This window comes from Aliiroseovarius salicola, assembly GCF_027891095.1.
In the GTDB taxonomy this organism is placed as follows: domain Bacteria; phylum Pseudomonadota; class Alphaproteobacteria; order Rhodobacterales; family Rhodobacteraceae; genus Aliiroseovarius; species Aliiroseovarius salicola.
In genome coordinates this window covers 396,269-421,969 of sequence record NZ_JAQIIO010000003.1, presented here as the reverse complement: position 1 = coordinate 421,969, position 25,701 = coordinate 396,269, and the positions used below count along the sequence as shown (strand labels likewise).

Here is a 25,701-nt window from a genome sequence, read left to right as displayed (position 1 = left end):
GATGGTTTTTCACATGATACTTTAGATTTTCTAAGGTATGTAACATGCGTAAATTGCCGAACCTGAACCAACTGCGCGTCTTTGAAGCCGCCTCGCGTCATCAAAGTTTTAAAGAGGCCGCGAATGAATTATGCGTCACACAGGCAGCGGTGAGCCATCAGATCAAGGCGCTGGAAGAGCATCTGGGGGTGCAGTTATTCCGTCGCCTCACGCGAGAGGTCAGGCTGACACCAGTCGGGGCTGAGCTCGCGCCAACCATCACGCAGGCGCTGGACCAGTTGGAAACCGCGACAACAGACATGGCTTCCCGGAAAATGTCCGGCAGCTTGAGAATTTCGGCGGCCCCCTTTTATACCAACCGCCTTGTGTTGCCACGGCTCTCCCGGTTTCACGATCTATATCCGGACCTAAAGGTCCAGTTGATGTTCGAGGATCGTCTAGTTGATTTTCAATCCGATGATCTGGAGGCAGGCCTTCGCTATGGCGATGGAAATTGGCCGGGGCTGACAGCCCTACACCTTCACGGGGACAGGATCGGACCGGTTTGTGCGCCATCTTATGTGGATGGGGCACCCTTCCCCCTTCCTCCAGATCAGATCGCAAAACTGACGCTTGGTTACATTCAGGGGCGTGAAACGGACTGGCATGACTGGTTTCTGGCGGCAGGGCTGGAAGAGGTGCCACAGCTCATGAGCGTCGAATACAAGAACCGTGCGAGGATGCTCGACCTGGCCTTGTCCGGCAACGGTGTGGCGCTGGCGGATGCGCGCCTGACCCAGACGGACGAGGCGCAGGGGCAGCTTCTGCGTCTTCACCCCATGACCATTCCCAGCCCCCGCGGGATGTATCTGGTCTTTCCGGAAACACCACATCCCGACCCGCGGATCCTTGCCTTTGCAGAATGGTTGAAAAGTGAAATTCTAGGCGACGAAAAAACTCAGTGACCCGTCAGGTTCGTTGAAAAGCCGATGAGATCTCAGCTCGAATGATCCGGGCAATCTGGGCGCAGTCTTCAAGACTGAAAGTCAGCGGAAGCCGCAGATCCAGCACAGCGCGCAGAATGCGGTCGGTCTGCGGCAGGTTGGGCGAAGTCGGGTGAAATTACCGGCAAAAAACCTCGCTCATCAAAATGGTCCTATCTTATACCAAGACCGGATGTCCTATCAGACGGGCAACGATCTGATCCAAACCGTCGTAGTGATCCAAAAGCGCATCGGGGTTCAAGCGCGCAACGCCGCTACCCTCAGGGCCGAACCCCACAAGGATGCAGGGAACACCCGCTGCCCGCGCTGTGTTCAGGTCGGTCACTGTATCTCCGATAATCAGGGATTTCCCGACCACGCCCCCAGCCCTCTCCACCGAAGCTGCATACGGCGCCACATCCGGTTTTCGAGTTGGCAATGTATCCGCGCCGATCAGAGATCCAAACAGGTCGCGGATCCCAAGGCGCATAAGCAGCAGTTCGGCCAGCCCTTCGGGTTTGTTGGTGCAGATCCCGACGGCGTAGCCATTTGCCCGCAGCCTCTCCACAGCATCAATTGCGCCGGGATAAAGCACCGTGTGCCGATCAATCCCCTGCTCATAGTGCACAAGAAGATTTGGGAACTCCCGGTCGACCACATCCGATGTGTCTACCCCCAAGCGCTCAAACCCAAGTGTCAACATCGCCCGCCCGCCGTGAAAGGCTGTCAGCGCATCCGCCAACGGGTCGAGCACTTCACCATGGCCAAGCGCCTGAAAACAGGCATTGGCCGCAGCAATCAGATCGCCAGAGGTATCCGCCAGTGTTCCGTCCAGATCAAAAATCACGGTCTGCATCATGATATCGGCAATTCCCTGCCGCCCCCTGCCTTACTCTGCTTCGTTTTGTAACCCATGGTAAGGTTAATTGAACCTTGCCCCCTTGCAGGGGTTTTCCCAAGAGGTAAAACGGGATGAACGGATTTAAAAGAGCAGATCGATATGACAACAGCTTTGATCGTCCTCGCCGCAGGCCAGGGCACGCGCATGAAATCAGACCTTCCGAAGGTGTTGCATGAGGTTGGCAATGCGCCCCTGTTTGCGCATACTCTGGGGTCTGGCCGCGAGCTGAATGCCGATCGAACTGTTCTTGTTGTGGGGCATGGCGCTGATCTTGTTCAGAAAGCCGCCGAAAATATTGACCCAGACATCACAATTGCCGTTCAGGACGAACAACTTGGCACCGGGCATGCTGTGCTTCAGGCTCAGGACGCGCTGGCCGGATTTGAAGGCGATGCCTTTGTGCTCTATGGCGACACACCCTTCATTCGTGCAGAGACCCTTGAAGAGATGGCAATGACCCGTCGTGACGGGGCAGATATTGTTGTCTTGGGGTTTGAAGCCGCTGATCCCGGGCGTTACGGGCGTCTGGTGGTTGAAAATGGGCAGCTGTCACGCATTGTGGAATACAAGGATGCCACGGAAGAAGAACGCGCCATCACCCTTTGCAACAGCGGTGTTGTGGCTGCGGATGCCGGGCTTCTGTTCGACCTGCTCGACAATGTTGGCAATGACAATGCGGCCGGCGAATACTACCTCCCTGATATCGTTGCTGTGGCCAATTCGCGTGGTTTGAAGTCTGTGGCCGTAAGCTGTGATGAAGCCGAAACACTGGGCATCAACTCTCGCTCGGAACTGGCTGCCGCAGAAGAGCTGTTCCAAGCCCGCCGTCGCGCAGAGGCGCTGGAAGACGGCGTCACTTTGCAAGCCCCAGACACCGTGTTTTTCTCGCTCGATACGGTCATCGGCCGCGATGCGTTTATCGAACCCAACGTCTATTTCGGGCCTGATGTGACCGTGGAAAGTGGTGCGCGCCTGCGCGCCTTCAGCCATTTCGAGGGCTGCCATGTGTCTGCCGGATCTATCGTTGGTCCCTTTGCGCGACTGCGCCCTGGGGCGGAACTGGCAAATGGCGCCAAGATCGGAAATTTCGTAGAAATCAAGAACGCGCAGATTGGTGAAGGGGCAAAGGTCAATCACCTGTCCTACGTAGGTGATGCGTTCGTCGGGGACGAGGCCAATCTGGGTGCGGGCACCGTGACCTGCAACTATGACGGGGTGATGAAACACCACACCCATATTGGTCACCGTGCCTTTATTGGATCGGATACGATGCTTGTGGCCCCGGTGCGGGTAGGAGATGAGGCGATGACGGCCTCAGGCTCGACCATTACAAAAGATGTCCCGGATGGCGCATTGTCGATCGCGCGGGCAGACCAGCAGATCAAACCGGGTTTGGCGGTGAAACTGTTCAAGAAACTCAAGGCTCTCAAAGCCCGCAAACAGGGGGCAAACTGATATGTGTGGAATTGTCGGCGTATTGGGTAATCACGAAGCCGCTCCGATTTTGGTCGAAGCGCTGAAACGGCTGGAATATCGCGGGTATGACAGTGCGGGCATTGCCACGGTCAACAAAGACAACAGGCTAGACCGCCGCCGCGCCGTGGGCAAACTGGTAAACCTCTCCGATGAACTTGTGCATAATCCGCTGCAAGGCAAATCCGGGATCGGTCACACCCGCTGGGCCACCCATGGCGCCCCCACAACCGACAACGCCCACCCACATCGCGCGGGTCCTGTGGCGGTGGTGCATAACGGGATCATCGAAAACTTCCGCGAACTGCGTGAAGAACTGGCAGCAGAAGGCATCAACTTCTGCACCGAAACCGATACGGAAACCGTTGCCCTGATGGCGCAAAGCCATCTGGAAAAAGGGGTGTCCCCGGTTGAAGCCGTCAAGGCCACGCTGGCGCGGCTGGACGGAGCTTTTGCACTTTGTTTTCTCTTTGATGGGCAAGACGATTTGATAATCGCGGCCCGCAGGGGCAGCCCGCTGGCCATCGGCCATGGGGACGGTGAAATGTTCGTGGGATCTGATGCCATAGCACTTGCCCCGATGACCGACAAAGTCACCTATCTTGAAGAAGGGGACTGGGCCGTGATCACCCGCGCGGGAGCCGAAATTTTTGACGCTCGGAACCAACATGCCAATCGGCCCATGAAACAGGTACGCATGGATGCCAGCATGGCAGAAAAAGGCGGCTATAAGCACTACATGGCGAAAGAAATCGCCCAGCAGCCCACTGTGGTTGGGGGAGTCCTGTCAGCCTATGTGCAGAACGATCAGATCACCATGGATCTTGGCCCGGTCGATTTTTCAAAAATCGACCGCCTGTCCATTGTTGCCTGTGGCACGGCCTATTACGCGGGTCTCACCGCGAAATATTGGTTTGAACACTATGCCCGCCTGCCCGTGGATATCGACGTGGCATCTGAATTCCGCTATCGCGAAGCGCCCTTCAGCCCCGGCACCGCAGCGCTTTTCGTCAGCCAGTCCGGGGAAACCGCTGACACGCTTGCCGCCCTGCGCTACTCTCGCGACAAAGCCGATCACATCATCAGCCTGATCAACGTCCCCGAAAGCTCGATTGCCCGTGAAAGTGACGTGGCGGTTAAAATCCATGCAGGTGTCGAGGTGTCCGTCGCCTCAACGAAAGCCTTCACTGCGCAGCTTACCAGCTTCGCCATTATGGCGCTGAAGGCAGCCCACCAACGCGGTCATATGAGTGCCGATGTGCTGGCCGGGAAGCTGGCCGAGCTGAGGCAATTGCCTGGATTGATGTCAGCAGCCTTGTCCATTGACGACATCACCCAAAAAATCTCAACCAAGCTGGCTGAGGCACGGGATGTTTTATTCCTCGGTCGCGGACAAATGTTCCCACTCGCGCTGGAAGGTGCGTTAAAGCTGAAAGAAATCAGCTATATCCACGCCGAAGGTTATGCATCAGGCGAGCTGAAACACGGCCCAATCGCATTGGTCGACCAGCATACTCCAATTGTGGTCATGGCACCCCATGACGGGCTTTTCGACAAGACTGTTTCGAACATGCAGGAGGTGATGGCGCGTGGTGGTCGCGTGTTGCTTATCTCGGATGTTCGAGCAGCGGACAGCGCCGGTGACGGTGTGTGGAATACCATCACCATGCCAGAAGCACCTGAGCTGTTGCAGCCGATCCTTTATGCAATTCCGGCGCAGCTGATCGCCTATCACACCGCCATTGCCAAAGGCACGGATGTTGACCAGCCGCGCAACCTCGCAAAATCGGTCACAGTGGAATAACCGGACAGGAGCCTTTCATGGCGAAACAGTTTGACAAGATCGAAGATAGCCACCGCGCCTTTATCGAAGAACAACCCATGTTCTTTACCGGCACAGCAGCGCCCGAGGGGCGGGTGAATGTCTCGCCCAAAGGGATGGACAGCCTTCGCGTCATGGGACCAAACCGGATCCTCTGGCTGAACTACACGGGGTCGGGCAATGAAACGGCGGGGCACCTTCGCGCACTCAATCGGATGACCCTGATGTGGTGCAGCTTTGGCAAACGCCCTCAGATCCTGCGCGCTTATGGCACTGCGCGGACACTTCACCCGCGGGATGATAACTGGAACGAACTGATTGCCCGATTTGGGGAAGACTACGCAGCACGACAGATCTACGATATGCAGGTTGAGATGGTGCAGACCTCCTGCGGCTATGCCGTTCCGCAAATGGAACTGACCGGTGACCGGAACATCCTGTTGCCCGCCTTAAAAGCCAAACCAGAACCGGTCGAAGACTACTGGGCCGCAAAAAACACCGCAACAATTGATGGGCTGCCCACTGGCGTCCTTGGAGATAATGAATGACCATCGATGACGCCCTGAACGCGATACGCGCGCATATCGACCCGAAACGGGCGGTGGAAAGTGCCACCTATCACAAACAGACCCGCGAAGTATTGGGCGTAGCGAACCCGACACTCAATGATCTGACCAAAACCTGGCGCAAAGAGTTGAGTGTGGATGAGCGTGTGGCCCTGGCAGATGAACTCTGGAACACAGATATTTTCGAGGCACGTATCGCGGCTGCGAAGCTGCTGACACAAGCGCGCATTCGCCCGGATGACGCCACTTGGGAGTTGATCAAAAGCTGGGTGCCACAGTTCGACAGCTGGGCCATTGCCGATCACGCTTGCATGGCGGGGCAAAAACGCCTCGTGGCTGATCCCACACGTCTTGACGAAGTTGAGGAATGGATTGAGGCGGCACCGTGGCCCGACACACTCTGGATCCGGCGGGCCGCATTGGTAATCACCCTGCCATGGACCAAGCAGAACCATCCGAAACCCGAGGAACGCGAGGCACGTGAGCGGATCTTGGGCTGGGTTGCCTCAGCGGCCACCCTAAAGCATGGCGCCATGCAAAAGGCTGTGGCTTGGTGGCTGCGAGATCTGTCGAAACATGACCCGGACCGTGTGCGGGAGTTCCTCATGGAACACGGTCACATCATGAAAGATTTCGCTGTAAAGGAAGCCGGAAAATATATCGGTTTCACACCGGAGGATGTGCCTGCACCAGTTGAAGAGATCGACACCTCAGAGCCTCAGGATTCAGCAACGGAAGAGTAAATTACTAGGTTAGCCCCGCAATTCACGCCGCATGATCTTGCCGGTGGCTGTCATCGGCAGGGCGTCTGCGAATTCCACGATGCGTGGTGCCACATGCGGGCTGATCCGGGATTTCACAAGATCAATAAGTTCCCGATCCTTGCCTGTGGCATCACAACCTTGGCGCAGCACCACAACGGCTTTGACGATTTCGGTGCGCAGATCATCCGGCACGCCAATTACGGCGGCCATCACCACATCGGGATGGGCCATCAGGCAGTTTTCAATCTCGGACGGGCCAATGCGATAACCTGCTGAGGTAATCACATCGTCATCGCGGCTGGCAAAGGTCAGATATCCATATGCATCGCGCACGGCGAGATCACCGGTGCGCATCCAGTCCCCCTGAAACTTATCTTGCGTCTTCTCTGGCAGGTTCCAGTAGCGCAAAAACATGACCGGATCTGGCGCGCGCACCGCAATCTCCCCCATTTCTCCCGGAGCACATTCTTGGCCGTTCTTATCAATCACCGTCACATCGTGACCGGGCACGGGTTGCCCCATTGACCCCGGCTTTACCGTCATCGCCCCGGCCGCAGAGGACACAACCAGATTACATTCGGTCTGGCCGTAAAACTCACTGAGCTCCACCTTCAGGGCCCCACGCGCCCATCTCAAAAGCTCTGTCCCAAGACTTTCCCCGCCGGTCCCGATGGACCGAATATCCACCTCTGGGGGCACAGCACCCGACTGTCGCATCAGTTTCAGTGCAGTTGGCGGCAGGAAAAGGTTGCGGACCTTATGATCAGCGATCAGGCGGTAGGCCGCGTCTGCCTCGAACTTGCGCATCCGGTGACTGACGATGGGAATACCGAAGTAAAGAAACGGAATGGCCAGATCCATCAGCCCGCCGATCCAGGCCCAATCCGCAGGCGTCCAACCCTTGTCCCCCGCCTGCGGAAAATCAGGGTTGTAGGTTTCGACACAGGGCAAATGCCCCAACAGGAACCTATGCGCGTGCAACACCCCTTTGGGCGCACCGGTTGTACCGGACGTGTAGATCATCAGCGCCGGGTCTTCGGCTTTTGTCATCACGCGCTCACTCAGCGGCTCTGCTGCGTTGATCAAATCATAAAAGCTTGCTGTTCCAGCGACATCATCAGTCACGAACACACGCGTTAGACCCGGAAGATCCTCGCGAATCTCAGACAGTTTGATCATGCCTTCAGCGTCCGTCACCACCGCTTTCGCCCCACTGTCCGAAAGCCGGTAACGCAGAGCTTCCACCCCAAATAGTGTAAAGAGCGGCAGCACGACTGCACCAATTTTATAAGCCGCAAAATGTGCAACCAGAACCTCTGGCCCCTGCCCCAACAACACCGCAACGCGGTCACCTTTGGTCACACCGGACCCCTGCAACACAGTTGCAAATTGGTCAGACAAGTCGCGAAGCTCGCCAAAACTCCACTCTCTGGCGACGCCATCCTGTGTAACGTGGGTCAGGGCAACCCGCGCGGGATCCATCGCTGCCCAGCTGTCACAACAGCGTTCTGCGATATTGAGGTGATCGGGGATGTCCCACGAAAACTCGGCCCGCATATCATCCCAGCTCGCCCAGCGGCGCACTTGTTTTCGCGCCCGACCTTCAGCAAGCCATTGGTCTGTTGTCACAGGCCAGACACCTCAAGCTTATGAAGACCATCCAAGGGTAGATCCAACAATTGCAGCGCTGATAGAGATATCCGGCTACCAGCCCCCGCCGGCCCCGGTATCGGACGCAAGGTGACCTTGACGGTACGGCCGGTCACATTGGATTTGATCCGCCCTTCCCTGACCGTCGCAACCAATGGGGTTTCCATCCAGAAACCGGGATCAGTTGCGTTACCCAAAGTGGCAATCGTGGTGCCAATCACGCCATCAGAGGCCGAAGATGCACTTGCTGACCCCTGCACGTCTTCAGGGCCTACCGCACTCAACTCTTCAACAGTCACCCCCTCCACCGGCGGTGGTGGCGCGGTTGAGGAAACAGGCGCCGAAGTTCTATCCGGATCAGATGGCATCGGAAGAAATTGAGGGATTTCAATTCCGGCACATCCTGAGAGGACAAGCCCAATTGCGGGGAGTAAAACATAGTTTTTCATATGGTGAACGTGACGCATATTTGATCCTGGATCAATGGAGATTTGATGCCCCTGCCCTTGCATACGGCCCATCACAGGCATAGGTTCGCGTCATGGAAAACACTGCACAACATCCATCCTCTTCCGTCTCCCCGGACGCGCCGCGCTTGGTCGATCCATTTCTGCGGCCAGTGACCTATCTGCGTCTGTCGGTCACCGATCGCTGCGATTTCCGCTGCACCTATTGCATGAGCGAACACATGACCTTTTTGCCAAAAAAGGACCTTCTGTCGCTGGAAGAGCTTGACCGGATCTGTACCGCGTTTATCGGGCTGGGCGTAAAAAAGCTGCGGATTACCGGGGGGGAACCCCTTGTGCGCCGTGGGATCATGGAGTTTTTCCGCGCCATGTCGCGCCATCTCGATAGCGGGGCACTCAACGAACTGACCCTCACCACAAATGGCTCACAACTGCACCGTTTCGCCGATGAGCTTTACGCCTGCGGAGTGCGCCGTGTGAATGTCTCGCTCGACACGCTGGACGAAGAGAAATTTGCCAAAATCACCCGCTGGGGTCGCCTGCCCCAGGTATTGCGCGGCATCGAAGCGGCGCAAAAAGCTGGGCTGCGGGTAAAGATCAACGCAGTTGCGGTGAAAGATTTCAACCAGTCGGAACTTTTTGACCTTGTGTCCTTCTGTGCCGAACGCGACATGGACCTGACCTTCATCGAAGTCATGCCAATGGGCGATATGGACGAGGTCGCGCGTCTGGGCCAATACTGGTCGCTCACCGATCTTCGAAATGAACTGGCAACGCGCTATACGCTTACCGATCTGGGCGACAATACCGGCGGTCCGGCCCGCTATATGCGCCTTGAAGAAACCGGCCAGAAAATTGGTCTGATCCAGCCACTCAGCCATAACTTCTGCGAAAGCTGCAACCGCGTGCGGATGAGCTGCACCGGCCAGCTTTACACATGCCTTGGCCATGACGGCATGACGGATCTGCGCGCACCGCTACGCGAGAATGACGATGACGCTCATCTGATCGAAGCGATCCATGCTGCTATCGCGCGCAAACCCAAAGGTCATGACTTCGACTATTCCCGTCAGTCAGTCGCAGGGCAGACCCAGCGCCACATGAGCCATACCGGCGGCTGATCGATCAGCCGCCCCATCACCTCATCTTCTGTCTCAAAATATCCCGGGGTGAGACCGCAGGTCGAGGGGCAGCGCCCCTTTTAGGCTCACAACGTGAGCCACCAGCAGCGCCCCGAACAATGCGGCAGGCGACTTTACCCGATCGGCATCCTTTGTTCGGCAATTTCTGCCCACCAGCTGCATCCCGCGGGAATGGCCTCATCGTTGAAATTATACTCCGGGTGATGGACCATCGCCGTGTCGCCATTGCCCACCAGGATATAGGCACCCGGTCGTTCTTCGAGCATGAAGGCGAAGTCTTCTCCACCCATCACCAGAGGCGCATCATTGCAGTCCCCAGAGACCTTCCGGGCCACATCCGCTGCAAATTCGGTCTGCATTTCGTGATTCACCATCACCGGATAATTGCGATTATATTCCACTGTGGCCACGCCACCGAAGGTCGCGGCAATCCCTTCACATATCTCGGTGATCCGCACCTGTGCCAGATCCCTGATCTCACCTGACAATGTCCGCGTCGTGCCTTTGACCACAACCTGTTGCGGGATGACGTTGAAGGCTGTGGATGATGTCTCAAACGAGGTCACGCTCACCACCAGCTGCTCCACCGGATTGGCGTTGCGCGCCGCGATGGTCTGAAGCGCGGTCACCGCCTGCGCTGCCATCACCGTCGTATCCACAGTGGTGTGGGGCTTGGCGGCGTGTCCGCCCTTGCCCTCAAATGTCACGGTCCAGATGTCAGTTGCCGCAAAGAACGGACCGGGGCGGATCGCAAAGCTCCCCACCGGCTGACCGGGCCAATTGTGCATGCCATAGACTTCCTGAATGCCAAACCGATCCATCATCCCGTCGTCACACATCTCCTTGCCGCCGCCGCCACCTTCTTCGGCGGGCTGGAAGATCACCACAACGGTCCCATCGAAATTGCGCGTCTCGGACAGGTATTTGGCCGCGCCCAACAGCATCGCCGTATGCCCGTCATGCCCACAGGCATGCATTGCACCTTCGGTCTTTGAGGCATAATCCAACCCCGTCTGTTCAAGAATTGGCAGCGCATCCATATCCGCCCGCAACCCGATTACCTTGCCGGATCCGGTTTTCTGCCCCTTGATCACACCAACAACCCCGGTGCGTCCAATTCCCGTGACCACCTCATCGCACCCAAATTCAGCGAGTTTTTCCGCCACGATCCCCGCCGTACGGTGGGTCTCGAACAGGATTTCGGGATGCTCGTGAAAATCACGACGCCAGGCCGTGATGTCCTGCTGCAATTCGGCAAAGCGGTTCTTGATGGGCATGGAGCGTTCCTTGATCACGTCATTACCGGAAGAGAGTGTCACATCAAGCAGCCAAGCTCCAGCGTGGAACCACCGTAAAACCGGTCAAACCGGAACAAAGAGATGTCGTGCTCCGCTTTCTGCCCTTGAACGAGATTGGCAACAGCGCGGCCAACTTCCCGACTGATCCTGGCGCCATCACTCTCACGCGGGCGACCAACGAGGACTACATGCGCGGGCGCCCGCTACGACGCCCCCAAACTCGCCATGTTCATCCAACCCGACTGGTTCGAAGTCACACAACCAGGAGCCGGAACAAACAGGTGCTCCTACTCGTTTAACGATCCGGTGAACCTCAGTGATCCCAACGGGAACTTCGTACCATTGGCCGTCTGGGGCGCAGTTGCAGCGTATAAAGCAGTCTCGGCGGCCATCGCTGTTCATGACGCCTATCAGACGGTTCAGAGCGTTTCTAATGGGAGCGTCAGCGTCGGCGAAGCCGTAGCAGGCGTTGCCGGGGATGTGGTCATAGGGGCCACTGTTGGCAAGGGTCTCGCAAAAGTCGTCGAAAAAGTCGGTGGGGCTGTCAAATCAACAGTGAAAGATCTTGTCGCTGATGAGCGCGGGACTGCAAAGGTGCCCGGAAGTGGCCGATTGGGCGATGTCAAACATTCAAGCGGTGTCTCATTACCTACGAGCCAACGCCAAATGGTTAGTGAGTTTGAAGATGCTGGGTATCAAAGTAAGCCGGTTGTATCCCCCACCAGTGGGAAGTTGGTTGGGAAGCAATATACTCTACCAGATGGGTCAAAGGTTAGAGTGATGGACCCAGATGGCAGAAACCCTCGTCGTGCCTCTTTTGAGAATTCTAATGGACAGCCTATTGATCCAAGAACTGGAAAGCCACCACAGCCACCAAGTAATTTGACTAGAGCGGAACGCAAGCAGTATGTGCGCAGCAGGACACATATTGAACAGGAGGAATGAAATGAAGGATTTAACTTCTAAAATAAGATCGGCTCTGCCACTCAAGATTTCATTTTGCTCTTGGGATAACACGACTCTTGTCGTCTCAGGGTTGGATTGGAGCTTGAGTTGTCAATCTGCATGGAGAGTTGTCGAGGCAAATTCTATCTCGATTGGGTACGAGGATGAAAAATCAGAAAAAATCTGTAACACGTTGGAAGGGTTGCAGGTCGTTGACGTCAGATACCAGAGTTCTGACTTCCCAATTGATCCAGCTTTTTATCTATCGGATGGTAAAAGACTGGAATTGTTCTCTTGCGAAAGAGAGGATCCTTGGGTGCTTAATTTGCCCGAGTTGGTTTTCGTTGGTCTCGGTAGCACTGGAACACGCTAGACTTGGATATCTCGTATGATTGATTTTGGGGGCTAGAGATTGATCAGCGCTACCAGTCTAACTCAACGGATTGGATTCTTGACTTGCAGTTACTGCAACCGGCTGCCCGCTCGCACTTTCCTCCACCACGCTGACCACAATCTCCACCCGCGCCCCGGCAAATTCCACCAGATGCGGCGTGTCAAAAAACCGCGCCGCCGCCGCCCCCTCAAACCGCACCATCGCCTCCGCAACCGCAGGCCGAATGAGCGCCCGCGCCGCATCCTGCGCCAACGCCTCCTGATGCGCCACCGTCAACCGCTTGAACGCCTCAATATCCGCAATCAGAGACCAAGACTTTGTGCCCCGGCGACACCTCTTCATAGATCGAAGGGGGTGGGATGTGGCCAAGAGGGTGGATAGGGGATGGGATTGGTTTGAAGGACACGTCACGGTCCAGAACTCGCTGGGCCGGATCGGCAATAGGCACCGCTTTGAGCAGGGCCTTGGTATAGGGGTGCTGCGGATCTTCAAACACCGCCTGACGGGGTCCGATTTCGACGATCCGACCAAGATACATGACCCCGACATCATGGGCGACACGTTCTACCACCGCCATGTCGTGACTGATGAAAAGATAGGACAGGCCAAGCTCTGCCTGCAGCTCCATCATCAGGTTGAGAACCTGCGCCTGTACCGAGACATCCAACGCAGACACCGCTTCATCGGCGACGATCAGTTTGGGGTTCAGAGCCAGCGCGCGCGCGATGGCGATGCGCTGGCGTTGTCCGCCCGAAAGCTCGTGCGGATAGCGGCGCAGGAAGCTTTGCGGCAGCTCCACCCGGTCAAACAGATGTGCCACACGATCGATCAGGTCGCGGCCCCGAAGGCTGGTAAAGTTACGCAGGGGTTCGGCCACCTGCTCCATCAATGTCATCTGCGGATTGAGCGAGGCAAACGGGTCTTGAAACACCATCTGCATCTGCATCCGGGCCTTGCGCAACGCATCCGGGCCGAGCGACAGAATATCGGTGCCCTCCAGCGTGACTTCGCCCCCTGTCGGCTCCACCAATCGCAGAATGGAACGCCCCACCGTGGATTTACCACAGCCGCTTTCCCCGACCAGAGCCAGCGTGCGCCCTTTGTTCAAAGTGAATGAGACATCCTCTGCCGCATGAACCTGGGCCACCGTCCGCCGTAGCAGCCCGCCTTTCACCGGAAAACGGGTGGTCAGGCCGCGCACGCAGAGCAAAGGTTCCTGCGTACTTTCGACGGGCGTAATTGCACGATCATGGTCCTCTTCCTGCCCCATCAACCGCATCGGTTCCGGGGTGAGTTTGCCCCGCATATCTCCCAGTTTCGGAACGGCGGCCAACAACGCCTTGGTGTAGTCGTGTTTCGGTGCGGCAAAGATCTGCTCGACCGGACCTTCTTCAACCTTGTGCCCGCGATACATGACCACCACCCGATCTGCCATCTGGGCAACCACAGACATGTCATGCGTGACAAACATCACAGCGGTGCCAGTCTCACGCTTGAGCCGATTGATCAGGGCCAGGATTTCCGCCTGAATTGTCACATCGAGCGCAGTTGTGGGCTCATCCGCGATCAGCAGACGCGGTTCGCAGGCCAGTGCCATGGCGATCACAACGCGCTGCCGCATCCCACCGGAAAGTTCATGAGGGTATTGGTCCAACCGCCGTTCCGGTTCAGGGATGCGCACCTGTTTCAACAGCTGGGTCGCATGCTCTCGCGCGTCCCGCTTGCTCATCCCCTTGTGATGCCGCAGACCTTCTGCCAGCTGGTACCCCACCGTGAACACCGGGTTGAGCGCGGTCATCGGTTCCTGAAACACCATGCCGATATCGTTTCCACGCAAGAGGCGCATGTCCTCTTCTTCGGCGTTGGCCATATCGATCTCATTTAGGTCACGCCGTTGAAACAACACCTGACCGTCGGCCACTTTACCACCGCCGTACCCCACAAGCCCCATCAGGGACAGGGAGGAGACGGATTTGCCCGATCCGCTTTCCCCAACCACACAAACCGTCTCACCGGGATGGATTGAGAAGGATACGTCTTCAACCCCCGTTACAGGGCCATTTCTGGTCTGAAACACCACTTTCAGGCGATCAAACTGAACAAGCGGCTTTCGCATTCCAGAGGCCCCAGAAGCAATATTCTCCGACTTGTCCAGCATTACATGATCCTATCTTGACCGAATTCAAATCGCATTTCATATCTCGAGCATCCCGATGAAACGGGTGTCAATTTTCAGTAATCCCCAGCTGTCGATCACTCTACACCAACGCAATGCGGAATTGAATTTCAAAGGAAAATTCGCCAAACTCTAGTAATTCGCAAATGGAATCTCTCACATAGGTAACGAGTTAAGGATATTCTCAAATTGATGTTCAATACACCCTGGTGATCCGCAATCTTTCCACCTTCATGCGATGATCGCAATTTTTGCCCCTGCCAAACCTCCGGAGGAAATAATGAAACTAACATCTGGACTTTTGGGGGCTGCGGCCCTCGCCGCATCAACCGGCACTGCTGCGCTTGCCGAACGTGGCAGCGATGGGCATCTGAATATTCTCTATTGGCAGGCTGTTTCGATCATGAACCCGTTCCTGTCCGGCGGCACAAAAGACGTTCACGCCGCGTCGATGGTGATTGAACCCCTGGCTCGCTACGATGATGGAGGGCAGCTTATCCCCTGGCTGGTCACTGAGATCCCGACAGTTGAGAATGGTGGGATCAGTGCGGATTTGATGTCGATCACCTGGAAGATCACACCCGGATTGAAATGGTCTGACGAGAGCGACTTCACCGCAGACGACGTGGCCTTTACCGCGGGCTACTGCATGAATCCGGACGGCGGATGCCAGCAACTGACCAAATTCTCCGATGTCGATAGCGTCGAAGCCCTTGATCCACTCACTGTGAAGGTCAACTTTTCCAAACCCAAGCCTTTCCCCTATGGTCCATTCGTAGGCATGGAAAGCCCGGTCATCCAAAAGGCGCAGTTTGAAAACTGCGTAGGGGCCAATGCCCCAAATTGCACGGCTGAAAACTTTGCCCCACATGGGACCGGTCCGTTCCGTGTTGCTGACTTCAAAGCCAATGATGTGGTCAGTTTTGAGGCAAACCCACATTATCGGGACGCAGCCAAACCCGGATTTGCCACTGTGACGTTTAAAGGTGGGGGCGATGCTGCTGCGGCCGCTCGTGCGGTTCTGGAAACGGGCGAGTTCGACTACGCTTGGAACCTGCAAATCGATCCCGTCATTCTGGCCCAGATGGAGGCCGCCGGACGTGGCAAAGTGGCTGCCGCTTTCTCGAACTCCGTCGAACGCCTGATGGTGAACCTTACCAATCCATCCCCCGATCTCGCGGATGCGCGATCAACGCTTGAGGGTGGCCCCCACCCGTTCCTCACTGATCCTGCCGTGCGGCGGGCACTGAGCGTGGCAATCGACCGGGGTACACTGGCGGAAGTGGGATATGGATTTGCCGGCCAACCGACCTGCAATGTGGTCACGGCCCCAGATTACAACATGTCCACCGCCAATGACGAATGCTTGGTTCAGGATGTCGCCAAGGCCAATCAGATCCTTGATGAGGCCGGGTGGTCGCGCGGTGCCGACGGCGTGCGGTCGAAAGACGGTGTGCGCCTGTCGATCCTTTTTCAGACCTCAACCAACGCCGTGCGTCAGGACACTCAGGCACTGATCAAGGCGTGGTGGGAAGAGATTGGCGTGGAAACCGAGTTGAAGAACGTGGACGCTGCCGTGTTCTTTGGCGGGGATCAGTCCAGCCCGGATACCTACCAGAAATTCTATGCCGATATTGAGATGTACACCAATCTCTTCCCCGGCACCGATGCGGAAACTTACATGACCAACTGGACCTGTGGCGAGATCCCGAACCCGTCGAACAACTGGCTGGGCTTCAACATGCCGCGCTATTGCAACCCGAATTACGATGCATTGGTCACCAAGCTGGCCAGCACATCAGGCACTGAGACCCGTGGTGAGATTGTCAAACAGCTCAATGACATGTTGATGCAAGAGGGGGCAATGATCCCTCTGATCAACCGTGGCACCACCATTGGTCATGCCAACTCGCTTGAAGGTATTCGCCTGAATGCATGGGACAGCCATTTGTGGAATATTGCGGATTGGACGCGGGCAAAGTAAAGGCGCGACCCTAACAAGTGGTGGCCCAAACGGGGCCGCCATTCAACACCAGCCCGGCGAGACGGCGATATGTTCAATTACACATTGCGGCGCTTGATCTTTACCGTACCCGTATTGCTGTTCATCAGCTTTATAATCTTTCTGCTGCTGGATCTGGCCCCCAATGATCCGACCGGCAATCTGCCGATGACAATCCCACCTGAGGTGCGGGAAAAGATCCGAGTGAGTTTGGGTTTGGGCGAGCCTATCCACATCCGCTATCTGCTTTGGTGCAAACAGTTTTTCATCAACGAGCCGCTGAATATTCTAGAGCAGGTCACGGGCTGGACAATTGGCGATGGCGAGCGCCTGCGTGTGCGCAGCTGGTCGACACGCTCACCCGTTGTGGACCTGATTGTCGAGCGTTTACCGCAGACATTGTGGGTGGTTGGCCTGTCCTATGTGGTTGGCATCCTGATCGCTGTTCCAATTGGCGTCCTCTCGGCCTATCGACAATACAGCTGGTTCGATCAGATTGGCACGTTCATCTCGATGATCGGATTTTCGGTGCCAACCTTTTTCACCGGTGTATTGATGATTGTGGTGTTTTCGGTTGGGCTTGGATGGTTCCCGTCGATCTATGACACGACACATGAGGTCACCAACTGGGAGAGTTTTATCTATCAGCTGCGCCAGATGGCAATGCCGGTCTTCGTGCTCGCATTATACACTGCCGCGCAGATTAGTCGCTTCATGCGCGCCTCGATGCTGGACAACCTCAATCAGGACTATGTGCGCACGGCGCGCGCCAAGGGGCTCACCGAAAAGACCGTGGTGCTGGTCCATGTGCTGCGTAACTCGCTCATTCCCGTGGTGACTGTGATTGCGCTTGGTGTCCCGCAGGTGTTTGGCGGCGCGATCATCACAGAACAGGTGTTCAAGGTGAACGGGCTGGGGCAACTGCTGATCACAGGCATTCAGGGGGCAGATATTCCGCTGGTGCAAACGCTCACCTTCATCTTTGCGGTGTTGATTGTGCTGTTTAACCTCGTGGCCGACATCCTCTACGGCTTACTGGATCCGAGGGTGCGGTATGAGTGAGACATCCCTAAACACGCCCCCCCATTCCAAATGGCTGGACATCTGGCAGCAGTTTCGCAGTCACAAGGGTGCGATGCTGGGCATGGCGGTGTTTGTCCTGATCACTTTGATGGTGATCCTCGGGCCCATTTTGTGGGACCTTGATCCCAGCAAGATCGACATTCGCGCGAAAAACCAAGGACCGAGCTGGGCGCACCCGATGGGGACAGACCAGCTGGGCCGTGACACGTTTGCCGCCGTTCTGCAGGGTGGTCGTGTCTCACTTCTGGTGGGTGTCGTGGCGATGTTGTTGTCGCTTTTCCTCGGGGCCTTGATTGGTGTTCTGGCAGGGTTTTTCAAGCGGCTGGACGGGCCGCTCATGCGGCTCACCGATCTGTTTCTCGCCCTGCCCCTGCTCCCTCTCCTACTTGTCATCATCATGCTCTGGCGCGATACGTTACGCGCGGCTTTTGGCGCCGAAACCGGGATATTTCTGCTGATCGTTTTCATCATTGGCATCACCAGCTGGATGCAGACTGCGCGGATTGTGCGCGGCGATGTGCTGGCATTGAAGGAGCGCGAGTTTGTTCTCGCCGCCCGATCCGTCGGCACCTCTAACCGGATGATGATCCTGCGCCATATCCTTCCCAATGTGATGAGCCCGATCATGGTCTCGGCCACGCTGGGCATCGCCAATGCGATCATCACTGAAAGTGCGCTGTCCTTCCTTGGGCTTGGCTTTCCCTCCGATTTCCCGACATGGGGAAGGCTTTTGTTTGACGGCACCAATTACATGACGCTGACCCCATGGCGTGTGCTCTGGCCCGGTCTGGCGATCTCATTGACAGTTCTCAGCGTGAATTACATAGGGGATGGGTTGCGTGATGCGTTGGATCCCCGCCTGCGCCGATAAGCCAATAGAAAACGACGACGATATATTCATCGCTGTGACATCGGGGTAGAAGATCCCACCTCAGAGACATTATTTGTCAATCGAATGGCGGATGCGCCGCACCATCATCCATACGAGAACAACAACCGGCAAGGTGAGCATCGCGGTTAGCATTCCCTTGCTGATCCCCATCCATCCCGTCAGCGGATAGGCAAAATAGCTCGCCAGTGAGACGGCATAGTAACTGATCGCCACCACTGACAGCCCTTCAACCGTTTCCTGCAGGCGCAGTTGCAATTGCGCCCGTTTGTCCATGCTTTCAAGCAGAGCCTGGTTCTGCGCCGAGCGCTCTACATCAACCCGTGTCCGAAGCAAATCCCCGGCGCGTTTCGCGCGTTGTGCCATCGCAGTCAGCTGTGTTTCTGCACTCTCCACCGTGCGCATGGCAGGATCATAGCGGCGCATCATAAACTCTCGCCACGTCTGACGCCCGTTGAATCGTTCTTCGCGCAGCACTTCGATGCGCTGGTTCACGATCGCGCGGTAGGCTTGTGTGGCTCCGAAACGGAAAGAGTTCCGCGCCATCAGATCCTCAAGCTCTGCCGAGATCGACAAGAGTTCGTCCAAGGTGCTGGCGGCATCTTCCCCCTGCCCCATTTCCTGAACCACGCGCGACAACTCGCCATCAAGCACGCCCAGACGCGCATGCAGGCGCCGGGCACGGTTCAGCCCAAGCATCGACATGCTCTTGTAGGTCTCGATCTCACAGATCCGCTGGACAATGCGACCGGTCCGCCGTCGCCCGGTTCCAGGGGCGACAAAGACCGAAAATCGCATATGCCCAGCCGGATCGATACGGAAATCCCCCATGACAATCGCAGCCCGATCCAGCACCCAGCTCACCGCCACGCTTTCTGCGACAAACCAGTCGGCGATTGCGTGCATCATGACTTCTTCAGGAGGCTGCTCCTGGATCTGGATCAGCGCGGAGGTCATCCGTACTCCCGGTGCACGGGCCACCCAGTCTTCGGGGAAGACATCAAACTTGGAAGGATCAAACGGACGATCTGCCAAGCCGTCCATGAACACCGTGTAGGTGACAAATTCGGTGTGGCTCTCCCATTTCAGGTGATGCCGTCCAATCTGACCGTAATAATGGCTGGCATCGGGCTGCGGATGGGGCGCGCCGAAGCGATCCAGAAGTTCGATCAGATGCGCGCGATCTGCGGAGCGGTCGCGCTTTGCCGCATCCGAGGGCCGTTTCACGGCCAGATAGGCCGCAACAGCGGGCGCCGAGACCGGCGGAAAAGGTCGGGCATGCAGCTCGTTTGCCAGACCGTAACGATCCTTGTGATCCGCCAATGGAAACATTGCACTGTCCTCCTGACACCCCATCACCTGATTGGGGCATTCCTCCTGAGCCGAAGCGTTAACAGAGCCCACATACATTGCAAGTGTTTATAAACACGTTATTTTTCGCCGCATTCGCATACCGCGGAATACAGTTAGCGCGAACGTGGATCAGTCTTCTACAAAGAACCGATCTGACAGAAAATCAGATAACCGCCTGCACCAGACGCGAGAAATCTTCCCCGCGTTTTTCGAAATCCGGATATTGATCAAACGAAGCCGCTGCCGGTGCTAATAGCACCGTATCTCCCGGCTCGGCATCCCGAGCGGCGGCAGCAACCGCAGCCTCCATCGTTTCACAAATCTCGTGGGGTAAATCCCCGATCTGCAAGGCAAATTCCCGTGCGGAATGGCCAATCAGATAGGCTTTGGTGACCCCGCCGAGATCCCCCCGCAAGCTTTCAATTCCGCCATCCTTGCCAAGCCCCCCAGCAATCCAGCGAATATTCGTGAACGCACCGAGAGCGGCACGGGCACTGTCGACATTTGTGGCTTTCGAATCGTTCACGAAGGCCACACCATCCTTTTCGCCCACCAGCTGCGAGCGGTGCGGCAGCCCGGCAAAGCTCGAAAACGCTGCTTCAATCTGACGCGGCGCCAGCCCCAGCGTGCGTGCGACAGCATAGGCGCAGCAGGCGTTCTGGTGATTATGACTGCCGGGCAGCCCCTTGATCGCACGCAGATCAATCGAGCCCACCTGACGCCCCTTGCGATACTCCGATAAGAACCCTTTGCGGGCAAAAACCTGCCAGCCGGGTCCTGTGAGCTTTCGGTCAACCGACACCCGGATCACCCGGTCATCGGCGGCCCCTTCACTTAGCTGCCCTGCAAGATAAACACCCTCTTTCTCATCCACACCAATCACGGCACGGTCAGGTCCGCCTTCGGCAAACAGGCGGCGCTTGGCAGCGAAATAACCGCCCATCCCGCCATGCCGGTCCAGATGATCGGGAGAAAGATTGGTGAACACCGCCACATCCGGTGTAAGCGCGCGCGCAAGGTCCGTTTGATAGCTCGACAGTTCAAGCACCACCACCTCGCCATCATGCGCGGAATCGATATCCAGAACCCCACGGCCAATATTGCCTGCGAGCTGCGCCTGACGACCACAGGCTTCGATCACGTGATGGATCAGCGCCGACGTGGTGGATTTGCCATTGGAACCGGTCACAACAACCACTTTCGGAAGCTGTTCGAAATTGTCCCACTCCTGAGTGGCAAAGCTGCGGAAGAACAGACCGATGTCATTGTCGACCGGTACACCCGCCTCCATCGCGCGGGCGATAAGCTTGTTGGGTTCCGGATAAAGATGTGGGATGCCAGGGCTGACAATAAGCGCAGCAACATCTTCCCACGCGTTGCCCTTGTTCAGATCATGCAGCGTAAGCCCCTGAGCCTCGGCCTTCTCGCGCGCCTCTTGCCCGTCGTCCCAGCAAAGCGCATCAGCGCCGCCCGCTTCAAGCGCATGGGCTGTGGCAAGCCCCGAGCGCCCCATCCCGAGAACTGCAACCTTTTGCCCTTCGTAACCTTTGACCGGGATCATGCGCGCGCCTCCAAGTTCGATTATTTATGGCTAGACCAGTGGCGCAAAAAACGAAAGCCCTACGCCTTTCCTCTTGCAAGAAATATCCCCGCCGGAGGCATACGACGGGGCCAAACTTGCAGCGCTAATGTTCACCGCCTAGCGGACTTTCAGCGTCGCCAGTCCGATCAGCGCAAGGATCAACGAGATGATCCAGAAGCGGATTACGATCTGCGGTTCCTTCCAGCCTTTGTGTTCAAAATGGTGGTGAATTGGCGCCATCAGGAACACGCGTTTTCCGGTGCGTTTGAAGTAAAGCACCTGAATGATCACCGAGAGCGCTTCGACGACAAACAGCCCACCCACAATGGCCAAAACCAGCTCGTGCTTCGTGGCAACCGCAATCGCCCCCAGAGCACCACCAAGAGCAAGAGAGCCCGTATCCCCCATGAAAACAGCTGCGGGCGGAGCGTTGTACCACAAGAACCCAAGCCCCCCACCGATAAGGGCAGAGGTGAAGATCAAAAGCTCACCCGTGCCCGGCACATAGTGAACTTCGAGGTATTGCGTAAAGTCGACCCGGCCAACCGCGTAGGCAATCACCCCCAGCGTGGCGGCGGCAATCATCACCGGCATCACCGCAAGCCCATCCAGGCCATCCGTCAGATTCACCGCATTGGCAGAGCCCACAATCACGATCATCACGAAAGGGATGAACAGAAAGCTCATGTTCAAAAGCGTGTCTTTCAGGAAGGGGAATGCCAACTGGTATTGCAAGGCTTCAGGATGTGCCCAGGATGCCCAGATCCCGGCAATTGCCGCAATCAGCAACCCAAGAGCCAGGCGGATCTTGCCTGAAACACCTGCGGTATTGTTCTTCGACACTTTGGCAAAATCATCAGCAAAGCCAATCAGTCCGAACCCATAGGTGACAAACAGCGTGATCCAGATAAATGGATTGTCCCAACGCGCCCAGAGAAGCGTGGCGACCAGCAGGGCTGACAGGATCAACAAGCCTCCCATGGTGGGCGTGCCCTGCTTTTCCAGATGGCTTTGCGGTCCATCATCGCGGATCGGCTGCCCTTTGCCCTGCTTTTTACGCAGGATATTGATCAGCGGCTTGCCGAACATGAAGCCAAACAGCAAAGCCGTGAAAAACGCTCCACCTGACCGAAAGGTGATATAGCGGAACAGATTGAAGACATCGCCGCCGTCTGAAAATTCGGTAAGCCAGTAAAGCATCAGAACCGTTCCTTTGACCTGCGCCCACACGACTCCACCTGATCGCGGTGGACGCATTTTTTTTCATTTCACCGATCAACAGGTCCGGCAATACCCTACATTCACCCGACCGGATGGCCCAATTTCCTGAGCGCGTCAACCGCGAGGCTGACTTTGGATCCCTTTGATCCCTTCACCAGCACAATATCACCCGCATCCACCAGTGCATTCAACGTCGGCTGGATCTCGGGCGCGCTGGCCACCCATTCCCCCTGTTTGTCGACAGGTAGTTTCAACCACAGCGCCTTCATACGCGCGCCAACACAATGCACCACGTCGATACCAGCCAGATAGGGTAATTCGGCAAGGCCTTCGTGCAACGCAACCTCATCAGGGCCTAGTTCAAGCATATCTCCGAGAATAGCGATCCGGCGTCCCTTATGGATCCGCCCGACCCCATCCGTCGGCTGCATGATCGATAAAACTTCCAACGAAGCCGCCATTGATGTCGGGTTTGCGTTAAACGCGTCATCGATCAATGTGACTGAAAGCCCTTCTGCTGGATCCAGCACAACATTTTCGCGGGTGCCGCGCCCAGTTGGAGGCTGCCAAAGTGGCATGTCGCGAGCTGCAAGGGCGGCATCGGCCCCCAAAGCTTGGGCTGCGATCAGGACCGCGAGCGCATTGCTTGCAAAATGCCTCCCAGGAGTTGAGATTTTGAATAGATACTCCAGCCCCGCGACACATCCTTTGCAGATCGTCGCCTCTTCGTTCAGGGACACATGTGTCAGGTGGTTCGCATTGACTGCATCTGCCCCAAAGCGCTCAACCTGCGCCCCTCCTGCCGCCTCGATCAGGATCGGAGTGGTGGGCAAATCGCCATTCACCACGGCCACGCCCCCCGGTTCAAGCCCCTCAAAAATAGAGCCTTTTTCGCGGGCAATCCCGTCGATGTCGTCAAAAGCTTCCAGATGGGCGGCGGCGACTGTTGTGACCATCGCCACATGTGGACGCGCCAGCATTGACAGTGGTGCGATCTCGCCCGGATGGTTCATGCCGATCTCGATCACGGCAAATTCTGTGTCAGCAGGCATGCGGGCGAGGGTCAAAGGCACGCCCCAGTGATTGTTATAGCTCGCTTCCGCCACGTGGGTCTTACCCTGCGGTGTCAGAACGGCGCGCAGCATTTCCTTGGTGGATGTCTTGCCAACAGATCCCGTCACCGCCACGACGCGGGCTTTGGTGCGGGCGCGGGCTGCGCGGCCCAGATCTTCGAGCGCAGGTAACACGTCATCGACCAGAAGCAAGGGCGCATCATCACCGACACCATCGGGAATACGGCTGACCAAAGCGGCCCCGGCCCCGGCGGCAATCGCCTGTGCCACAAAATCATGCCCATCACGCGCGGCTTTCAGGGCAACAAACAGATCTCCGGGCTGGATCGTTCGGGTGTCGATTGAAACACCATCAACCACCCAGTCCCCACCTCGGATCTCTCCGTCCGTGGCCGTTGCGGCCTCTTTTGCCGTCCACAAGCTCATGCGAGTTTCCCGTCCAGGGCGGCCACAGCCACCGATGCCTGTTCCACGTCATCAAACGGCAACACATCATTGCCCACGGTCTGACCTGTCTCATGACCTTTGCCCGCGATCAGCAACGTATCTCCCGGTCCAAGAGCATCGACACCGCGCAAAATCGCCTCGGCCCGATCTCCAACATTATTCGCCTTCGGACAACCCTGCATCACCATCGCACGAATGGCATCCGGATCTTCGGTACGCGGGTTGTCATCCGTGACGAACACAACATCGGCATGGGCTGCGGCAGCCTCGCCCATCAGCTTGCGCTTTGAGGTGTCGCGATCCCCGCCCGCGCCAAACACCACCACAAGACGGCCTAGCACATGCGGACGTATGGCCCTGAGCGCGGTCATGAGCGCATCAGGTGTATGGGCATAATCGACATATACCGAAGCGCCATTATTGCGGGTTGCAGCCAATTGCATCCGGCCCCGCACAGTTTCGAGTTCTCTGAACGTTTCAAAGACATCAGAAGGCTCTGCCCCGCAGGCAATCGCCAACCCGGCGGCGAGCAGCACATTTTCAGCCTGAAAACCCCCGATGAGATCCAGCCGTGCGGTATAGGCTTCACCCAACCAGTCAAAACGCAATTCCTGTCCTGTGCCGTCAAATCGGCGCGCGAGCAAGCGCAGGTCACATTCCGCGCGACTGCCCACACGGATAACATGCTGACCACGTGCCAGCACCAGATCGAACAATTCCTGTCCTTTCGGGTCATCCATGTTGATCACAGCCGTGCCGTCATCCGGCAAAACGCGACGGAAGAGGCCGGATTTGGCGTGGAAATACTCTTCAAACGTGGCGTGATAATCGAGGTGATCCTGCGTGAAGTTGGTAAACCCGGCCGCCGTCAGGCACACGCCATCTAGACGCCGCTGTGCCAGCCCATGGGAAGACGCTTCCATCGAGGCATGGGTGATCCCGGCTGAGGCCATGTCAGCCAGCAGCTTATGCAGCGTGATCGGCTCAGGGGTCGTGTGTGTCATTGGGGCAGTATAGGCACCCTCGACGCCAGCCGTGCCCAGATTGGCGGCCTGAAGCCCCAGATGCTCCCAGATCTGGCGGGTGAAGCTGGCCACAGACGTCTTGCCATTGGTTCCGGTGACCGCAACCATATTCTCGGGCTGTGCACCCGACCAAAGAGCTGCGGCATAGGCCAGTGCCATACGCGGATCTTCGACGACAATGAGGGCGGCATCCGAGTTGTCCAGTTCTTCCCGTGCAATTCGCGAACCTTCCGGATCGGTCAGGATTGCTGCGGCTTTCATTCGCAAAGCGTATTGGATGAACTCACCACCATGCATCTGCGCCCCGGGAAGGGCGGCAAAAAGATGCCCCGGCTTCACCAGTCGGCTGTCCACCGAAAGACCGGTAATCTGCGCCTCGCGTGCGCGCTGAGCGGTCAGGCCAAGGTCCGCGAGCGTCTTTGTCATGATGTCATCGGCCATACCGGCCCCCTCAGTTTAGCACGCG

21 protein-coding genes and 1 pseudogene are annotated in these 25,701 nt (G+C 56.9%); 10 read left to right on the top strand and 12 right to left on the bottom strand.

Annotated features, from left to right (window positions below):
* The first annotated feature begins 44 nt into the window (after nt 1-44).
* On the top strand, nt 45-944 hold the full coding sequence (locus O2N63_RS08200) for a LysR substrate-binding domain-containing protein (protein ID WP_271053759.1): 900 nt from the start codon (nt 45-47) through the stop codon (nt 942-944).
* 4 nt (nt 945-948) lie between these two features.
* Here O2N63_RS08200 and O2N63_RS08195 read toward each other — a convergent pair.
* Both O2N63_RS08195 and O2N63_RS08190 read right to left on the bottom strand, forming a co-directional pair.
* Nucleotides 949-1,089, bottom strand: a pseudogene (locus tag O2N63_RS08195) (aminotransferase); the annotation flags it as partial.
* A gap of 51 nt (nt 1,090-1,140) precedes the next feature.
* The gene (locus O2N63_RS08190) at nt 1,141-1,818 is read right to left on the bottom strand and encodes an HAD-IA family hydrolase (RefSeq protein WP_271053837.1); all 678 of its coding nucleotides are present in this window, start codon (nt 1,816-1,818) and stop codon (nt 1,141-1,143) included.
* 144 nt (nt 1,819-1,962) lie between these two features.
* Here O2N63_RS08190 and glmU point away from each other — a divergent pair, with 144 nt between their 5' ends.
* From glmU to O2N63_RS08170, 4 genes are read left to right on the top strand one after another with little or no spacing between them, the layout of a single operon-like run.
* A complete protein-coding gene (gene glmU, locus O2N63_RS08185) occupies nt 1,963-3,318 on the top strand; it encodes a bifunctional UDP-N-acetylglucosamine diphosphorylase/glucosamine-1-phosphate N-acetyltransferase GlmU (RefSeq protein ID WP_271053758.1) in 1,356 nt (451 codons plus the stop codon).
* Nucleotide 3,319: 1 nt separating this feature from the next.
* Nucleotides 3,320-5,140, top strand: a complete 1,821-nt coding sequence (gene glmS, locus O2N63_RS08180; protein ID WP_271053757.1) for a glutamine--fructose-6-phosphate transaminase (isomerizing) — start codon at nt 3,320-3,322, stop codon at nt 5,138-5,140.
* A 17-nt stretch (nt 5,141-5,157) separates the two neighbouring features.
* On the top strand, nt 5,158-5,706 hold the full coding sequence (locus O2N63_RS08175) for a pyridoxamine 5'-phosphate oxidase family protein (protein WP_271053756.1): 549 nt from the start codon (nt 5,158-5,160) through the stop codon (nt 5,704-5,706).
* A complete protein-coding gene (locus tag O2N63_RS08170; RefSeq protein WP_271053755.1) occupies nt 5,703-6,467 on the top strand; it encodes a DNA alkylation repair protein in 765 nt (254 codons plus the stop codon). The genes O2N63_RS08175 and O2N63_RS08170 overlap by 4 nt, the downstream gene beginning before the upstream one ends.
* A 9-nt stretch (nt 6,468-6,476) precedes the next feature.
* Here O2N63_RS08170 and O2N63_RS08165 read toward each other — a convergent pair whose 3' ends face one another.
* Both O2N63_RS08165 and O2N63_RS08160 read right to left on the bottom strand, forming a co-directional pair.
* Nucleotides 6,477-8,045: an AMP-binding protein gene (locus O2N63_RS08165; protein WP_271053836.1), complete on the bottom strand. Its 1,569-nt coding sequence runs from the start codon at nt 8,043-8,045 to the stop codon at nt 6,477-6,479.
* A gap of 68 nt (nt 8,046-8,113) precedes the next feature.
* Complete coding sequence (locus O2N63_RS08160) at nt 8,114-8,506, bottom strand: hypothetical protein (protein WP_271053754.1); 393 nt, start codon at nt 8,504-8,506, stop codon at nt 8,114-8,116.
* Nucleotides 8,507-8,679: 173 nt separating this feature from the next.
* Here O2N63_RS08160 and moaA point away from each other — a divergent pair, with 173 nt between their 5' ends.
* Nucleotides 8,680-9,726: a GTP 3',8-cyclase MoaA gene (moaA, locus tag O2N63_RS08155; protein ID WP_271053753.1), complete on the top strand. Its 1,047-nt coding sequence runs from the start codon at nt 8,680-8,682 to the stop codon at nt 9,724-9,726.
* A gap of 134 nt (nt 9,727-9,860) precedes the next feature.
* Here moaA and O2N63_RS08150 read toward each other — a convergent pair whose 3' ends face one another.
* Nucleotides 9,861-11,024 (bottom strand): M20 aminoacylase family protein, encoded by a 1,164-nt coding sequence (locus O2N63_RS08150; protein WP_271053752.1) that lies wholly within the window; start codon nt 11,022-11,024, stop codon nt 9,861-9,863.
* Nucleotides 11,025-11,270: 246 nt separating this feature from the next.
* Here O2N63_RS08150 and O2N63_RS08145 point away from each other — a divergent pair, with 246 nt between their 5' ends.
* On the top strand, nt 11,271-11,990 hold the full coding sequence (locus tag O2N63_RS08145; RefSeq protein ID WP_271053751.1) for an RHS repeat-associated core domain-containing protein: 720 nt from the start codon (nt 11,271-11,273) through the stop codon (nt 11,988-11,990).
* 430 nt (nt 11,991-12,420) lie between these two features.
* Here O2N63_RS08145 and O2N63_RS08140 read toward each other — a convergent pair whose 3' ends face one another.
* Both O2N63_RS08140 and O2N63_RS08135 read right to left on the bottom strand, forming a co-directional pair.
* Complete coding sequence (locus tag O2N63_RS08140) at nt 12,421-12,654, bottom strand: hypothetical protein (RefSeq protein ID WP_271053750.1); 234 nt, start codon at nt 12,652-12,654, stop codon at nt 12,421-12,423.
* 19 nt (nt 12,655-12,673) lie between these two features.
* Complete coding sequence (locus O2N63_RS08135) at nt 12,674-14,500, bottom strand: ABC transporter ATP-binding protein (RefSeq protein WP_271053835.1); 1,827 nt, start codon at nt 14,498-14,500, stop codon at nt 12,674-12,676.
* Nucleotides 14,501-14,840: 340 nt separating this feature from the next.
* Between O2N63_RS08135 and O2N63_RS08130 the strand changes: the two genes are divergently transcribed.
* The 3 genes from O2N63_RS08130 (at nt 14,841) to O2N63_RS08120 (ending at nt 18,516) form a co-directional block, all read left to right on the top strand.
* Nucleotides 14,841-16,544 carry a peptide ABC transporter substrate-binding protein gene (locus O2N63_RS08130; RefSeq protein WP_271053749.1) on the top strand — a complete coding sequence of 568 codons (1,704 nt, stop codon included), beginning with the start codon at nt 14,841-14,843 and terminating at the stop codon, nt 16,542-16,544.
* A gap of 69 nt (nt 16,545-16,613) precedes the next feature.
* Nucleotides 16,614-17,624 carry an ABC transporter permease gene (locus O2N63_RS08125; RefSeq protein WP_271053748.1) on the top strand — a complete coding sequence of 337 codons (1,011 nt, stop codon included), beginning with the start codon at nt 16,614-16,616 and terminating at the stop codon, nt 17,622-17,624.
* Nucleotides 17,617-18,516 carry an ABC transporter permease gene (locus O2N63_RS08120; RefSeq protein WP_271053747.1) on the top strand — a complete coding sequence of 300 codons (900 nt, stop codon included), beginning with the start codon at nt 17,617-17,619 and terminating at the stop codon, nt 18,514-18,516. The genes O2N63_RS08125 and O2N63_RS08120 overlap by 8 nt, the downstream gene beginning before the upstream one ends.
* Nucleotides 18,517-18,585: 69 nt before the next feature.
* On the opposite strand, the gene O2N63_RS08115 is transcribed toward O2N63_RS08120, so the two are convergent.
* The 5 genes from O2N63_RS08115 to O2N63_RS08095 all read right to left on the bottom strand — a co-directional run bounded on the left by O2N63_RS08115 (nt 18,586) and on the right by O2N63_RS08095 (nt 25,676).
* Nucleotides 18,586-19,866: a DUF3422 family protein gene (locus tag O2N63_RS08115; protein WP_271053834.1), complete on the bottom strand. Its 1,281-nt coding sequence runs from the start codon at nt 19,864-19,866 to the stop codon at nt 18,586-18,588.
* Nucleotides 19,867-20,050: 184 nt separating this feature from the next.
* Complete coding sequence (gene murD / locus O2N63_RS08110; protein WP_271053746.1) at nt 20,051-21,448, bottom strand: UDP-N-acetylmuramoyl-L-alanine--D-glutamate ligase; 1,398 nt, start codon at nt 21,446-21,448, stop codon at nt 20,051-20,053.
* 138 nt (nt 21,449-21,586) lie between these two features.
* Nucleotides 21,587-22,669, bottom strand: coding sequence for a phospho-N-acetylmuramoyl-pentapeptide-transferase (gene mraY / locus O2N63_RS08105; RefSeq protein WP_271053833.1), 1,083 nt, complete (start codon nt 22,667-22,669; stop codon nt 21,587-21,589).
* A 101-nt stretch (nt 22,670-22,770) separates the two neighbouring features.
* Nucleotides 22,771-24,189 carry a UDP-N-acetylmuramoyl-tripeptide--D-alanyl-D-alanine ligase gene (locus tag O2N63_RS08100; protein ID WP_271053745.1) on the bottom strand — a complete coding sequence of 473 codons (1,419 nt, stop codon included), beginning with the start codon at nt 24,187-24,189 and terminating at the stop codon, nt 22,771-22,773.
* The gene (locus O2N63_RS08095; RefSeq protein WP_271053744.1) at nt 24,186-25,676 is read right to left on the bottom strand and encodes a UDP-N-acetylmuramoyl-L-alanyl-D-glutamate--2,6-diaminopimelate ligase; all 1,491 of its coding nucleotides are present in this window, start codon (nt 25,674-25,676) and stop codon (nt 24,186-24,188) included. Before O2N63_RS08095 ends, O2N63_RS08100 begins: the two co-directional genes overlap by 4 nt.
* Nucleotides 25,677-25,701: the final 25 nt, after the last annotated feature.

Coding starts and splice junctions, on each gene's coding strand:
- O2N63_RS08115 (WP_271053834.1), bottom strand. CDS start 19,866: ATGTTTCCATTGGCGGATCACAAGGATCGTTACGGTCTGGCAAACGAG.
- moaA (WP_271053753.1), top strand. CDS start 8,680: ATGGAAAACACTGCACAACATCCATCCTCTTCCGTCTCCCCGGACGCG.
- O2N63_RS08100 (WP_271053745.1), bottom strand. CDS start 24,189: ATGAGCTTGTGGACGGCAAAAGAGGCCGCAACGGCCACGGACGGAGAG.
- O2N63_RS08125 (WP_271053748.1), top strand. CDS start 16,614: ATGTTCAATTACACATTGCGGCGCTTGATCTTTACCGTACCCGTATTG.
- O2N63_RS08165 (WP_271053836.1), bottom strand. CDS start 8,045: ATGCGGGCCGAGTTTTCGTGGGACATCCCCGATCACCTCAATATCGCA.
- glmU (WP_271053758.1), top strand. CDS start 1,963: ATGACAACAGCTTTGATCGTCCTCGCCGCAGGCCAGGGCACGCGCATG.
- O2N63_RS08160 (WP_271053754.1), bottom strand. CDS start 8,506: ATGCCATCTGATCCGGATAGAACTTCGGCGCCTGTTTCCTCAACCGCG.
- O2N63_RS08135 (WP_271053835.1), bottom strand. CDS start 14,500: ATGCGAAAGCCGCTTGTTCAGTTTGATCGCCTGAAAGTGGTGTTTCAG.
- murD (WP_271053746.1), bottom strand. CDS start 21,448: ATGATCCCGGTCAAAGGTTACGAAGGGCAAAAGGTTGCAGTTCTCGGG.
- O2N63_RS08130 (WP_271053749.1), top strand. CDS start 14,841: ATGAAACTAACATCTGGACTTTTGGGGGCTGCGGCCCTCGCCGCATCA.
- glmS (WP_271053757.1), top strand. CDS start 3,320: ATGTGTGGAATTGTCGGCGTATTGGGTAATCACGAAGCCGCTCCGATT.
- O2N63_RS08145 (WP_271053751.1), top strand. CDS start 11,271: ATGTTCATCCAACCCGACTGGTTCGAAGTCACACAACCAGGAGCCGGA.
- O2N63_RS08150 (WP_271053752.1), bottom strand. CDS start 11,024: ATGCCCATCAAGAACCGCTTTGCCGAATTGCAGCAGGACATCACGGCC.
- O2N63_RS08095 (WP_271053744.1), bottom strand. CDS start 25,676: ATGGCCGATGACATCATGACAAAGACGCTCGCGGACCTTGGCCTGACC.
- O2N63_RS08200 (WP_271053759.1), top strand. CDS start 45: ATGCGTAAATTGCCGAACCTGAACCAACTGCGCGTCTTTGAAGCCGCC.
- O2N63_RS08170 (WP_271053755.1), top strand. CDS start 5,703: ATGACCATCGATGACGCCCTGAACGCGATACGCGCGCATATCGACCCG.
- O2N63_RS08175 (WP_271053756.1), top strand. CDS start 5,158: ATGGCGAAACAGTTTGACAAGATCGAAGATAGCCACCGCGCCTTTATC.
- mraY (WP_271053833.1), bottom strand. CDS start 22,669: ATGCTTTACTGGCTTACCGAATTTTCAGACGGCGGCGATGTCTTCAAT.
- O2N63_RS08190 (WP_271053837.1), bottom strand. CDS start 1,818: ATGCAGACCGTGATTTTTGATCTGGACGGAACACTGGCGGATACCTCT.
- O2N63_RS08120 (WP_271053747.1), top strand. CDS start 17,617: ATGAGTGAGACATCCCTAAACACGCCCCCCCATTCCAAATGGCTGGAC.